General features: G+C 34.2%; 16 protein-coding genes. All 16 read left to right on the plus strand.

Going from position 1 to position 12,048, the window contains the following annotated elements; translation table 11 throughout:
- Positions 1-2: 2 nt before the first annotated feature.
- Complete coding sequence (locus tag RYK07_RS03190; RefSeq protein ID WP_314255789.1) at positions 3-662, plus strand: adenylate kinase; 660 nt, start codon at positions 3-5, stop codon at positions 660-662.
- A 112-nt stretch (positions 663-774) separates the two neighbouring features.
- The gene (gene infA, locus RYK07_RS03195; protein ID WP_005607446.1) at positions 775-993 is read left to right on the plus strand and encodes a translation initiation factor IF-1; all 219 of its coding nucleotides are present in this window, start codon (positions 775-777) and stop codon (positions 991-993) included.
- A 35-nt stretch (positions 994-1,028) separates the two neighbouring features.
- A complete protein-coding gene (rpmJ, locus tag RYK07_RS03200; RefSeq protein WP_005607444.1) occupies positions 1,029-1,142 on the plus strand; it encodes a 50S ribosomal protein L36 in 114 nt (37 codons plus the stop codon).
- A gap of 23 nt (positions 1,143-1,165) precedes the next feature.
- Positions 1,166-1,531 (plus strand): 30S ribosomal protein S13, encoded by a 366-nt coding sequence (gene rpsM / locus RYK07_RS03205; protein ID WP_006703292.1) that lies wholly within the window; start codon positions 1,166-1,168, stop codon positions 1,529-1,531.
- A 27-nt stretch (positions 1,532-1,558) separates the two neighbouring features.
- Positions 1,559-1,945 (plus strand): 30S ribosomal protein S11, encoded by a 387-nt coding sequence (rpsK, locus tag RYK07_RS03210; RefSeq protein WP_005607440.1) that lies wholly within the window; start codon positions 1,559-1,561, stop codon positions 1,943-1,945.
- Positions 1,946-2,015: 70 nt separating this feature from the next.
- Positions 2,016-2,960 carry a DNA-directed RNA polymerase subunit alpha gene (locus RYK07_RS03215; protein WP_006703293.1) on the plus strand — a complete coding sequence of 315 codons (945 nt, stop codon included), beginning with the start codon at positions 2,016-2,018 and terminating at the stop codon, positions 2,958-2,960.
- Positions 2,961-2,992: 32 nt separating this feature from the next.
- Positions 2,993-3,373 (plus strand): 50S ribosomal protein L17, encoded by a 381-nt coding sequence (rplQ, locus tag RYK07_RS03220; protein ID WP_006703294.1) that lies wholly within the window; start codon positions 2,993-2,995, stop codon positions 3,371-3,373.
- 238 nt (positions 3,374-3,611) lie between these two features.
- The gene (locus RYK07_RS03225) at positions 3,612-4,463 is read left to right on the plus strand and encodes an energy-coupling factor ABC transporter ATP-binding protein (protein WP_314852370.1); all 852 of its coding nucleotides are present in this window, start codon (positions 3,612-3,614) and stop codon (positions 4,461-4,463) included.
- Positions 4,439-5,296, plus strand: coding sequence for an energy-coupling factor ABC transporter ATP-binding protein (locus RYK07_RS03230; protein WP_314852382.1), 858 nt, complete (start codon positions 4,439-4,441; stop codon positions 5,294-5,296). Before RYK07_RS03225 ends, RYK07_RS03230 begins: the two co-directional genes overlap by 25 nt.
- A gap of 3 nt (positions 5,297-5,299) precedes the next feature.
- Complete coding sequence (locus tag RYK07_RS03235; protein ID WP_314852371.1) at positions 5,300-6,100, plus strand: energy-coupling factor transporter transmembrane component T; 801 nt, start codon at positions 5,300-5,302, stop codon at positions 6,098-6,100.
- Positions 6,100-6,495, plus strand: a complete 396-nt coding sequence (locus RYK07_RS03240) for a hypothetical protein (protein ID WP_314852372.1) — start codon at positions 6,100-6,102, stop codon at positions 6,493-6,495. Before RYK07_RS03235 ends, RYK07_RS03240 begins: the two co-directional genes overlap by 1 nt.
- A gap of 106 nt (positions 6,496-6,601) precedes the next feature.
- Positions 6,602-7,354 carry a tRNA pseudouridine(38-40) synthase TruA gene (truA, locus tag RYK07_RS03245; protein WP_314852373.1) on the plus strand — a complete coding sequence of 251 codons (753 nt, stop codon included), beginning with the start codon at positions 6,602-6,604 and terminating at the stop codon, positions 7,352-7,354.
- A gap of 59 nt (positions 7,355-7,413) precedes the next feature.
- On the plus strand, positions 7,414-8,658 hold the full coding sequence (locus RYK07_RS03250; protein WP_314852374.1) for an aminopeptidase: 1,245 nt from the start codon (positions 7,414-7,416) through the stop codon (positions 8,656-8,658).
- A gap of 81 nt (positions 8,659-8,739) precedes the next feature.
- Entirely contained in the window at positions 8,740-9,486 is a 747-nt protein-coding gene (locus RYK07_RS03255) for an alpha/beta hydrolase (protein WP_314852375.1), read from the plus strand.
- A gap of 108 nt (positions 9,487-9,594) precedes the next feature.
- Complete coding sequence (gene gltX, locus RYK07_RS03260; protein WP_314852376.1) at positions 9,595-11,073, plus strand: glutamate--tRNA ligase; 1,479 nt, start codon at positions 9,595-9,597, stop codon at positions 11,071-11,073.
- 317 nt (positions 11,074-11,390) lie between these two features.
- The gene (locus RYK07_RS03265) at positions 11,391-11,990 is read left to right on the plus strand and encodes a hypothetical protein (protein WP_314852377.1); all 600 of its coding nucleotides are present in this window, start codon (positions 11,391-11,393) and stop codon (positions 11,988-11,990) included.
- Positions 11,991-12,048 lie beyond the last annotated feature (58 nt).

A 12,048-nucleotide genomic window follows, 5' to 3' on the forward strand; every position in this document is an offset into this window, starting at 1 on the left:
TTATGAATATTATTTTAATGGGCTTACCTGGAGCAGGTAAAGGAACTCAAGCAGAAAAAATTGTTGCTACTTATAACATTCCACATATTTCAACTGGCGATATGTTCCGTGCAGCAATGCAACAAGGAACAGAATTAGGACTAAAAGCTAAATCTTTCATGGATAAAGGTGAATTAGTTCCTGATGAAGTAACAAATGGAATTGTTAAGGAACGTTTACAAGCAGACGATACTAAAAACGGATTTTTATTGGATGGTTTTCCAAGAACTCAAGCTCAAGCTGAAGCACTTGATAAAATTATGGATGAATTAGGTCGTAAAATTGATGCTGTTATCAATATTGATGTAAATCCAGAAATTTTAATGCAACGTCTAACTGGACGTTTCATTTGCAGAAACTGTGGAGCTACTTATCACAAAATCAATAAACCAACTAAAGTAGAAGGAACATGTGATCGTTGTGGAGGACACGATTTCTACCAACGTGAAGATGACAAACCTGAAACTGTTGAAAATCGTATTCAAATTAATATTGAACAATCAAAACCAATCTTAAACTACTACAATGCAAAAGAAGTTTTACATAATGTAGATGGTGAAAGCGGGATTGATCATTTGTTTAACACAATTCAATCAATTATGGGCGAACCGCACCAAGCTTAACCTGTTATCTTGCATTTATTGTAGCTGAAATGGTATAATTAGAAAGTTAGATAACGGTAGAAGTCCGTCAGTAAAATCCGTAACAACTTTTTAAAAGTGAGGAGGATGAAGCATGGCAAAGGAAGACGTAATTGAAATTGAAGGTATTGTTAATGAAACATTACCAAATGCGATGTTCAAGGTCGAACTTGAAAATGGTCATGAGGTTTTAGCGCATGTATCTGGAAAAATCCGGATGCACTATATTAAGATTTTACCGGGCGATAAAGTAACGGTTGAATTATCACCTTACGATTTAACGCGCGGAAGAATCACATATCGCTTTAAATAATGGACTCCGTTAATGATATAAAGGAGGGAACTTAAATGAAAGTTAGAGCATCAGTAAAACCAATTTGCGAAAAATGTAAAGTAATTAAACGCAATGGTAAAGTTATGGTGATTTGTCAAAATCCCAAACATAAACAACGTCAAGGATAATTTATAAGGAGGTACTTAAAAGTATGGCTCGTATTGCAGGTGTGGATATTCCACGTGAAAAACGTGTTGTTATTTCTTTAACCTATATCTACGGTATCGGTGTTACGACTTCTAAACAAGTGTTAGCTGCTGCTAATGTAAGTGAAGATACTCGTGTTCGTGATTTATCAAATGATGAATTAGACCGTATCCGTGCAGAAGTGGATAAACTAAAAATTGAAGGTGACTTACGTCGTGAAGTGAACTTAAACATCAAACGTTTGATGGAAATTGGTTCTTATCGTGGTGTTCGCCATCGTCGTGGTTTACCAGTTCGTGGTCAAAATACTAAAAACAATGCTCGTACTCGTAAAGGCCCAGCTAAGGCTATTGCAGGTAAGAAAAAATAATTTAGAGAAGAAGGAGGTTAATTCTTCATGGCAAAGAAAGTTGTACGCAAACGCCGCGTAAAAAAGAATATTGAATCTGGTGTAGCTCACATCCGTTCAACATTTAATAATACAATTGTTATGATTACAGATGTACATGGTAATGCTGTTTCATGGTCTTCTGCAGGTGCTTTAGGATTTAAAGGTTCTAAAAAATCAACACCATTTGCTGCTCAAATGGCTGCTGAATCTGCTGCGAAAGGTTCAATGGAGCATGGTATGAAAACAGTTGAAGTTTCAGTTAAAGGTCCTGGTTCAGGTCGTGAAGCTGCAATTCGTTCATTACAAGCTACTGGTTTAGAAGTTACAGCAATTCGTGACGTAACACCAATCCCTCATAATGGATGTCGTCCTCCAAAACGCCGTCGTGTGTAATGGATTGTTATTGTTGAATTTTGTTGGACAATCGCACATTGTACGTACGTTTTGAAAGGGGTAAAAAATAATGATCGAAATTGAAAAACCAAAAATTGAAACGATTGAGATCAGCGAAGATGCTAAATTTGGTAAATTCGTTGTTGAGCCACTTGAACGCGGTTATGGTACTACATTAGGGAACTCATTACGCCGTATTCTATTATCGTCACTCCCTGGTACTGCAGTAACAGATATCCAAATGGATGGCGTGTTACATGAATTTTCAACAATAGATGGCGTGGTAGAAGATGTTGCTGCAATCATTTTAAATATTAAAAAAATTGCATTAAAATCTTTTAGCGAAGATGATAAGGTGTTAGAAATCGATATCGTTGGTCCTGCTGTAGTTACAGCTGGAGATATTAAACATGATAGTGATATCGAAATCCTTAACCCTGATTTATATATTTGTACAGTAGCTGAAGGTCATCGCTTCCATGTTCGTATGAACGCTAAAAATGGTCGTGGTTATGTTCGTGCTGACTATAATAAATCTGATAATATGCCAATTGGTGTTATCCCAATTGATTCTATTTATACTCCGATTAGTAAAGTGAATTACCAAGTCGAAAATACTCGTATTGGTCAAAAAAATATTTATGATAAATTAACGCTTGATGTATGGACAGATGGTTCAATCTCTCCAGAAGAAGCAATTAGTTTAGCAGCTCGTATTTTAACTGAGCACTTAAATATTTTTGTTAATTTAACAGATGAAACTCGCCAAGTAGAAATTATGGTCGAAAAAGAAGAAACTCAAAAAGAGAAAATGCTTGAAATGACTATTGAAGAATTGGACTTATCAGTTCGTTCTTATAACTGCTTAAAACGTGCGGGAATTAATACTGTACAAGAGTTAACAAATAAATCTGAAGCAGAAATGATCAAAGTTCGTAACTTAGGTCGTAAATCGCTTGAAGAAGTTAAACACAAATTAATCGAATTAAATTTAGATTTACGTCGTGAAGACTAATAGAAACTCTTAAGAAGGAGGAATATTAAAAAATGGCTTATCGTAAATTAGGACGTACAAGTTCACAACGTAAAGCGTTATTACGTGACTTGACAACTGACTTAATTATTAACGAACGCATCGTTACAACTGAAGCTCGTGCTAAAGAAATCCGCTCAACTGTTGAGAAAATGATTACTTTAGGTAAACGTGGAGATTTACATGCTCGTCGTCAAGCAGCTGCATATGTTCGTAACGAGGTAGCAGATGTACGTGAAGAAGGCGAAGGAATCGTTGTTGAAACTGCATTACAAAAATTATTCAATGGTTTAGCATCACGTTACAGCGAACGTCAAGGTGGATACACTCGTATTCTTAAAACTGAACCTCGTCGTGGCGATGCTGCACCAATGGTTATCATTGAATTAGTTTAATAAATAAACAAACACTTTTCGATGGTTGAAATGAGCGTCATGATGGTAATAATCATCTTGCGGTTGTGAGATGAGAAGTCTGAGGCTACTGTAAAGTAGCCTTATTCTTTCTCATGATTATTTAGTCTAGCTCGCTGTCTCCCCGCCAGCGTTGGCGGGAAGGCACTTCATCATGAAGGTGTCTTTTTTTGTTTATATACATATTTTGTTTTTTATACATATTATAAAAGGTTAAGAGGTGAAGGAATTGACTCAACCAGTTATTTCAATTAAAAATATTCATTTTAATTATCAGGATCAAGATACGAGAGAAGCATTATCTGATGTATCATTAGATGTTTATGAGGGAGAATGGTTAGCTATTATTGGGCATAATGGCTCAGGAAAGTCTACACTTGCAAAAATGATGAATGGCTTATTAGAAGCTTCAAGTGGAGAAATTTATATCGACGGTCAATTATTGACGGAAGATACGGTTTATGAGGCACGTCGTAAAGTAGGGATGGTATTTCAAAATCCAGATAATCAATTTGTTGGAACAACTGTAGAAGATGATATTGCTTTTGGATTAGAAAATATTGGGATGCCACGTGACGAGATGGTTCGAAAAATCAATACTTCTTTAGAGATGGTTCGTATGACAAAATTTAAAGAAAAAGAACCAGCTCGCTTATCTGGTGGTCAAAAACAACGAGTTGCGATTGCAGGAATGATTGCATTAGCACCGAAGGTAGTTATATTAGACGAAGCTACGTCTATGTTAGATCCTCAAGGAAGATATGAAGTGATTTCTACGATTCAACAACTTCATAAGGAAAAAGGAATTACAGTTATTTCAATTACACATGATCTTGATGAAGCTGCACAAGCAGATCGAGTTCTTTTAATGGAAGGCGGAAAAGTGAACCGTATTGGAAAGCCTTCTGAAATTTTTGAAATGGGTACAGCATTAGTAGATAAAGGTTTAGATGTTCCTTTCTCTGAAAAATTAAAAGCAGTCTTAAAAGAAAAAGGTTTAAATGTTCCAAGTGAATATTTAGATGAAGAAGGGTTGGTGGAATGGCTATGGACATCCGTTTTAAACAAGTAGGATTTGCTTATCAAGCAGGTACTCCTTTTGAAATGAGAGCATTACATGATGTGTCATTTTCAATAGAAGATGGTTCTTATGTAGCCATTATTGGTCATACTGGTTCAGGAAAATCAACGATTCTTCAACATTTAAATGCGTTATTAAAACCAACTGAAGGTCTTGTTGAATTAGGGGATAAAACGATTGATTCAACGACTGGAAATAAAGATTTAAAACCTTTGCGTAAAAAGGTTGGGATTGTTTTTCAATTTCCTGAAGCGCAATTGTTTGAAGAAACAGTGGAAAAAGATATTGCTTTTGGCCCTAAAAATTTTGGTGTGAGTGAAGAAGAAGCACTAAAAATTGCTTCTGAAGTGATTCATACAGTTGGATTACCAGCAGACGTGTTGAAAAAATCACCATTTGATTTATCGGGTGGGCAAATGAGACGTGTTGCGATTGCTGGTGTATTAGCGATGAAACCAGAAGTATTAGTATTAGACGAACCAACAGCAGGTCTTGATCCAAAAGGTCGTTTAGAAATGATGGAGATGTTTTATAAATTAAATAAAGAACAAAATATGACCATCGTTTTAGTGACTCATCAAATGAATGACGTTAGCGATTATGCGGATCATGTTGTTGTCATTGAGTCTGGAAAAGTTGTGAAAGAAGGTTCGCCAAAAGAAGTGTTTGCAGATGCTTCTTGGTTATTAGAAAAACAATTAGGGGTCCCAACGACTTTAGCTTTTGTTGAAAAATTAAAAGAAAAAGGTTGGACTACAGATAAAATGCCTTTAACTTTAGATGAGTTAGCAGATGCTATCTTAGAAGAACGTGGGGTGAATTAAGAAATGTTAGATAAATTATTATTAGGACGTTATTTACAAGGAGATTCTTTTGTTCATCAATTAGATCCTCGTACAAAATTTATTTCTACATTTGTATTCATCATTATTATATTCCTTGCAAATAATTGGTTAACGTATTTAATTTTAGCGATTTTCACATTAGTAGCTTTATTAGCTTCTAAAATTCCAATGAAGTTCTTTTGGAATGGGGTAAAACCACTCTTATGGGTTATTTTATTTACCGTTGTATTGCAGATGGTCTTTACGACTGGTGGAGATGTGTACTTTGAATGGGGCTTTATTAAAATTACTTCATTTGGAGTCATTAATGCGATTTATATTTTCTTGCGTTTTGTATTGATTATTTTTATTTCTACATTAATGACTTTAACAACACCTCCTTTGCAAATTGCAGATGCGATGGAATCTATTATGAAACCTTTAGGAAAAATTGGTGTTCCTGTTCATGAGATTGCTTTAATGCTATCGATTGCTTTACGTTTTGTTCCTACATTAATGGATGAAGCTCAAAAAATTATGAATGCACAACGAGCTCGTGGTGTAGATTTTGGAGAAGGTAATTTATTTGAACAGATGAAAGCTATTATTCCGATTTTAATTCCATTATTTGTGAGCTCATTTAATCGTGCAGAAGATTTAGCGACTGCAATGGAAGCTAGAGGATATCAAGGTGGAACTGGTAGAACAAAATATCGTGTGTTAACTTATGGTAAGAAAGATGGAATAACAGCTCTTACACTTGTTGTTTTAACAATTGCATTAGTTGTTTTTAGAGGACAGTAATGAGTATGGAACAGGATTTAACACTATTAAGATATATATTAAGAAAAATCTATCATGCTGAAATACGAATGAAAAAATTAAAATCATGGATGATTTTTGATTTTTTTAGTGATAGTCTCATTTTAAATTTTTTTAAGAGAAGACAAATTTCATTACTGAATAAAGATCTAGCAGAAATTCAACGTGGAGTTAGAACACTTCAAAGAGAGTATCCTTATTTATTAGCACATTCAAATTTACATATTTCTAATACCACTTGGGATTATATTTTTGATTTGTGGCTAGATAATGCCGTTGTAGATTTTATGATTTATAAAAATGTACAAGATATTTCTAAACATTTAGATTCGTTAAAATCAGTAGTTGTACGTTTAATTAAACAACAATTAAATTAAAGACTTTTCCGTAGTAGAATGATTTTCTTACTACGGGGAAGTCTTTTCACTTTTTGAATAGGAATATGGTACAATTAGTCGAAGAAATCATGAAGGAGGAAATCGAGTGGGATTTCGTTATAAAGTCATTTTAAGCTATGATGGAACGAATTATGTAGGGTTTCAAGTACAAGAAAATGGCAATAGTATTCAAGCAGAATTAAATAAAGCATTACGAAAAATGACAAAGGGATTGTATATTCCGGTTTGCGGTTCAGGTAGAACAGATTCAGGTGTACATGCGAATGGACAAGTGATACATTTTGATTATCCGACAAACATTGAAGAAGAGAATTTACAGCGAGCTTTAAACAGTTTATTACCGGATGATATTTCTGCAAAAAAAGTAATGGCAGTTAGTGATGAATTTCATGCTAGATATAGTGTGACGGGGAAGCGATACATTTATCGTGTAAATATTCAAAAATTCGTAAATCCATTTAGTCGTTTATATACTCTTCATCATCCTTATCGAGTGAATGTGGATAATATGAATGAAGCTTTACAAGCGGTCATTGGCGAACATGATTTTACAAGCTTTTGTTCTACAAAGACGGATAAGGAATCGAAAGTGCGAATCGTTAGGAAAGCAGAAGTGGTAGAAAAGGATGGGGAATTAGTCTTTACGTTTGAAGGGAATGGTTTTTTATACAATATGATTCGTATATTAGTGGGGACAAGTCTGCAAATTGGAGATGGGTTACGACCTGTTTCAGATATGAGAGACATTTTAGTAGCAATGGACCGACAAAAAGCAGGGCCTACAGCTCCTCCTCAAGGACTGTATTTAGATGAAGTTTTCTATGAAGAAAAGGAATAATGCAGTTTTATCAAGAGTATGTTACAATAGAAAAGGATTTAATTTAAAGGAGAGATTTGATGGTATTAGAAAATTTTGATGTAAATTTACAAAAATATGCAAAATTACTAGTGTCTGCAGGGATTAATGTTCAGCCAGGACACACTGTGGCGATTTATGCGGAAGTGGAACAAGCTCCATTTGCACGCTTATTAGTAAAAGAAGCGTATCAATTAGGAGCAAGCGAAGTCATCGTTCAATGGAGTGATGATGAAATTAACCGTGAGCGTTTATTATATGCTGCTGAAGATCGTATTACGACTGTTCCAGAATATAAAGTACAAGAAATGCATTATTTATTAGACCATAAAGCAAGTCGTTTAAGCATTGTGTCTAAAGATCCAGATGCATTAAATGGAGTAGATACAAGTCGTCTTGCTAAAGCTATGAAAGCTTCAAGTGTTGCATTAAAACCAATGCGTGTAGCAACTCAATCGAATAAAGTAAGTTGGACAGTAGCAGCTGCTGCAGGTAGCGCATGGGCTAAAAAAGTATTCCCAGAAGCAACATCAACTGAAGAAGCTGTAGATTTATTATGGAATCAAATCTTTACAACTTGCCGAGTGTATGCAGATGATCCAGTTGCAGCTTGGAAAGAACATGAAGAAAAATTAGACAAAAAAGCAGCTGTTTTAAATAAAGAACAATTTGTTAAATTACATTACACTGCACCAGGAACTGACTTAACTCTTGGAATGCCTAAAAACCATGTTTGGGAAAGTGCTGGAAGCTATAATGCGCAAGGTGAACACTTTATTGCAAATATGCCAACAGAAGAAGTATTCTCGGCTCCAGATTATCGTGTAGCTGATGGTTATGTAACAAGTACTAAACCATTAAGCTATAATGGAAATATTATCGAAGGAATCAAAGTTACGTTTAAAGATGGTCAAATCGTAGAAGTTTCTGCTGAAAAAGGCGATCAAGTAATGAAAGATTTAGTATTCGAAAATATGGGTGCTCGTGGATTAGGAGAAGTTGCCTTAGTAAGTGATCCTTCTCCAATTTCTCAATCAGGTATTACATTCTTTAATACATTATATGATGAAAATGCTTCTAACCACTTAGCAATTGGTTCAGCTTATGCGACAAGTGTTAAAGGTGGAGAGAAATTCGAAACTGAAGAAGAATTAGCTGCAGCCGGTTTAAACCGTTCTGATATTCATGTGGACTTCATGATTGGTGGACCAAATATGAATGTTGACGGTATTCGTGAAGACGGAACAGTTGTACCAATCTTCCGTAATGGAGACTGGGCTATTTAATGACTTTGAAAGCATCCTATCCATTGTTTTAGTCAGATGGATGGGATGTTTTTTACTTTAAAAATAAAGGAGGTTGAAAGTATGACTCGACAAAGAAAATGGTTTTATGGAATTTTTGGAGCATTATTTGCACTGATTTTATTATTTTATGGATTGATTCTTATGTTTACTTATCGGGGAACTCCTGAAGCAATTGGATTATGGAATTTAAAAACTTATGAAAAAAAGAATCACTCTTATCGATTTGATGCAAAGGGCGATGAAATAGCAACGATATTATTTTATACGGGAGCATTAGTAGAGCCTCAAGCATATGTAAATTTAGCGATGGAATTATCCAATCAAGGCATTACAACTTATGTCATTGAATCTTCTCTTAACTTACCGATTTTAGAAAGAGGTACAACGGAATCGATTATAAAAGAGGAAAAATTGGATAAAGTTTATGTTGCAGGCCATTCATTAGGTGGAGTTATTGCAAGTTTAGATGCAGTTCAATTAAAAAAGGAAAATCATTTAGCAGGTATTATTTTATTAGCAAGTTATTTTGATAAAAGTGTAGATTTTAGTAATAGTGATGTCCCAGTTTTATCCATTATCGCAAGTAATGATAAAGTTTTGAATTGGACAAAGTATATTAAAAGTAAAAATCGCCTTCCTCAAACTTTTGAACAAGAATTCATTTTTGAAGGAAATCATAGTGGATTTGGCTCATATGGAAAACAAATAGGTGATGGAGAAAGATCGATGAGTGATCGCAGACAACAAAAAATTACAAGTGAAAAAATTGCTAAATTTATTAAGGAACAAAACAAGAATGCTCAATAGTTAAAACGATGAATGAATTTTAAAGAAAAAGCATTAAAGTCATAGCAATTTTAACTAAAAAGTTTTACAATAGAAACGATAGACAAAATAGAAGGGAAGTTATAAAAAATGGCAGATAAAGTGCGTGTACGTTATGCACCAAGTCCAACAGGGCATTTGCATATTGGTAATGCAAGAACAGCTCTATTCAATTATTTATTCGCAAGACATTACGGTGGAGAATTTATTATTCGTATTGAAGATACTGACCGTAAAAGAAATATTGCTCATGGGGAAGAAAGTCAATTAGAAAACTTAACTTGGTTAGGAATTGACTGGGATGAAGGTCCAGATAAACCAAAAAATGTAGGACCATATCGTCAATCAGAACGTGAACATATTTATAATCCATTAATTGAACAATTAATTGCAGAAGATAAAGCTTATAAATGCTATATGACTGAAGAAGAGTTAGAAGCAGAACGTGAAGCACAACGTGCTCGTGGAGAAATGCCACACTATAGTGGGCAACATGCTCATTTAACACAAGAACAACGTGATGCTTTTGAAGCAGAAGGACGTACTCCAGTTGTTCGTTTCAGAGTTCCTCAAAATAGAACATATACTTTTGATGATATTGTTAAAGGTGAAATTACTTTTGAATCTGGTAGTGTAGGTGGCGACTTTGTTATTTTAAAACGTGACGGTATGCCAACGTATAACTTTGCAGTAGCAGTGGATGACCACTTTATGGAAATTACTCATGTATTACGTGGGGATGACCATATTGCAAATACTCCTAAACAAATGATGGTTTATGAAGCATTTGGATGGGATACTCCTAGATTTGGTCATATGACATTAATTATTAATACAGAAACTGGTAAAAAATTATCAAAACGTGATGAATCTATTTTACAATTTATTGAACAATATAAAGATTTAGGCTATTTACCAGAAGCAATGTTCAACTTCATTACTTTATTAGGATGGTCTCCACAAGGGGAAGATGAAATTTTCTCAAGAGAAGAATTTATTCAAATTTTTGATGAAAAACGTCTTGGTAAATCTCCAGCAGCATTCGATCCTAAGAAATTAGAATGGATTAACAACACTTATGTGAAGAAAACTCCATTAGAAGAAGTTGCACCATTAGCGATTCAACAATTACAATTAGCAGGATTATTACCTGAAACATTGAGTGAAGAGCAACAAGTTTGGGCGAATAAATTAGTAGCATTATATCATGATCAAATGAGCTACATGAATGAGATTGTTTCTATTTCAAGTTTATTCTTCCAAAAAGACTTCGTTGTGGAAAATGATGAAGCAAGAGAAGTACTTCAAGGTGAAACAGTGCCAACTGTACTTCATGCATTCAAAGCTCAATTAGAAGCTTTAGAAGTGTTTGATGAAGCTAGTGTGATGGCAGCAATTAAGGCTGTTCAAAAAGAAACTGGTGTAAAAGGTAAGAACTTATTTATGCCAATTCGTGTGGCAACAAGTGGTCAAACTCATGGTCCATCTTTAGGTCAAACGATTGAGTTATTAGGTAAAGAACGTAGCCTTGTACACTTAAACGAAGCGTTGGCTTTAATCCAAGCGTAATTAAATCGAATTAGACTTCCTAAAAATAGTAGCATTAGGACGCCAGCAGACCTATCGGTCTCATGGCTAAACTTCGAGCCTAAGGTCTCGAAGTTTCCTGCGGTATCAGCCGTGTGGCTGATACTGCTCATGCTACTATAGGAAGTCTATTCTTGTTTTACGGATAAATATGATATGGGCGTGTGAGATTATGACTTCCTTTAATAGTAGTATTAGGACGGCAGAAGCCTCGCAAATGCGAGTCTCTTGCTCATGCTACTATAGGAAGTCTATTCTTATTTATACGGATAAATATAAGCTTGAGGTGAGGATTTTTTATGAATAAAAAAGAATTATCCGATAAAACTTCATTTTTATGGACTTTGTTTGGAATTATGATGTTATTGTTTGTCTTTCAGCAGTTGGGAAATCAAGTGCAATGGTATTTGAATATGGCTGGGTTAGTATTGGCAAATGAAATTTTTGGATTTTTAGTTTCTGATAAAGATACTGTAAAAATTTTTTCGATTTCAAAACAGATGTATTGGTGGATTTGTTTAGTTATTATTTGTTTTGTTATTTCAATTATGATGCTATCTAATAGACTAGCAAGTTTAGTGTTTGAAAATGCTACAGAATTAGATTTATATCATTTACTGTCCTTACTTTTGATCATATTAAGTAGTTCTCAAGTTTATTATGGATTGATTCATCCAAAAATTATAGAATCTTATACTAATGAATGGATTCGTAAGGATATTAAAAGAGATATTAGAATTGGTATAAACTCTTTCCTTCATTCACTTCCAATGCTTCTTTTTATAATTGGAATTTGTATATTGTTTCATTTTAGTGAATTTTATCCAAGCTTGTGGCAAAGTGCTTTGTGTTATATTTGTATATCGAGTGTAGTTTTCATCATGAAAATATCGTACTAAATATTGAAAATATTGCTTTGTTTTCAGAAAGATTATGATATAATGAGTCCATTCAAAA

The organism is uncultured Granulicatella sp., assembly GCF_963528315.1.
Classification (GTDB): domain Bacteria; phylum Bacillota; class Bacilli; order Lactobacillales; family Aerococcaceae; genus Granulicatella.

Coding starts and splice junctions, on each gene's coding strand:
- RYK07_RS03190 (WP_314255789.1), top strand. CDS start 3: ATGAATATTATTTTAATGGGCTTACCTGGAGCAGGTAAAGGAACTCAA.
- infA (WP_005607446.1), top strand. CDS start 775: ATGGCAAAGGAAGACGTAATTGAAATTGAAGGTATTGTTAATGAAACA.
- rpmJ (WP_005607444.1), top strand. CDS start 1,029: ATGAAAGTTAGAGCATCAGTAAAACCAATTTGCGAAAAATGTAAAGTA.
- rpsM (WP_006703292.1), top strand. CDS start 1,166: ATGGCTCGTATTGCAGGTGTGGATATTCCACGTGAAAAACGTGTTGTT.
- rpsK (WP_005607440.1), top strand. CDS start 1,559: ATGGCAAAGAAAGTTGTACGCAAACGCCGCGTAAAAAAGAATATTGAA.
- RYK07_RS03215 (WP_006703293.1), top strand. CDS start 2,016: ATGATCGAAATTGAAAAACCAAAAATTGAAACGATTGAGATCAGCGAA.
- rplQ (WP_006703294.1), top strand. CDS start 2,993: ATGGCTTATCGTAAATTAGGACGTACAAGTTCACAACGTAAAGCGTTA.
- RYK07_RS03230 (WP_314852382.1), top strand. CDS start 4,439: ATGGACATCCGTTTTAAACAAGTAGGATTTGCTTATCAAGCAGGTACT.
- RYK07_RS03235 (WP_314852371.1), top strand. CDS start 5,300: ATGTTAGATAAATTATTATTAGGACGTTATTTACAAGGAGATTCTTTT.
- RYK07_RS03240 (WP_314852372.1), top strand. CDS start 6,100: ATGAGTATGGAACAGGATTTAACACTATTAAGATATATATTAAGAAAA.
- RYK07_RS03250 (WP_314852374.1), top strand. CDS start 7,414: ATGGTATTAGAAAATTTTGATGTAAATTTACAAAAATATGCAAAATTA.
- RYK07_RS03255 (WP_314852375.1), top strand. CDS start 8,740: ATGACTCGACAAAGAAAATGGTTTTATGGAATTTTTGGAGCATTATTT.
- gltX (WP_314852376.1), top strand. CDS start 9,595: ATGGCAGATAAAGTGCGTGTACGTTATGCACCAAGTCCAACAGGGCAT.
- RYK07_RS03265 (WP_314852377.1), top strand. CDS start 11,391: ATGAATAAAAAAGAATTATCCGATAAAACTTCATTTTTATGGACTTTG.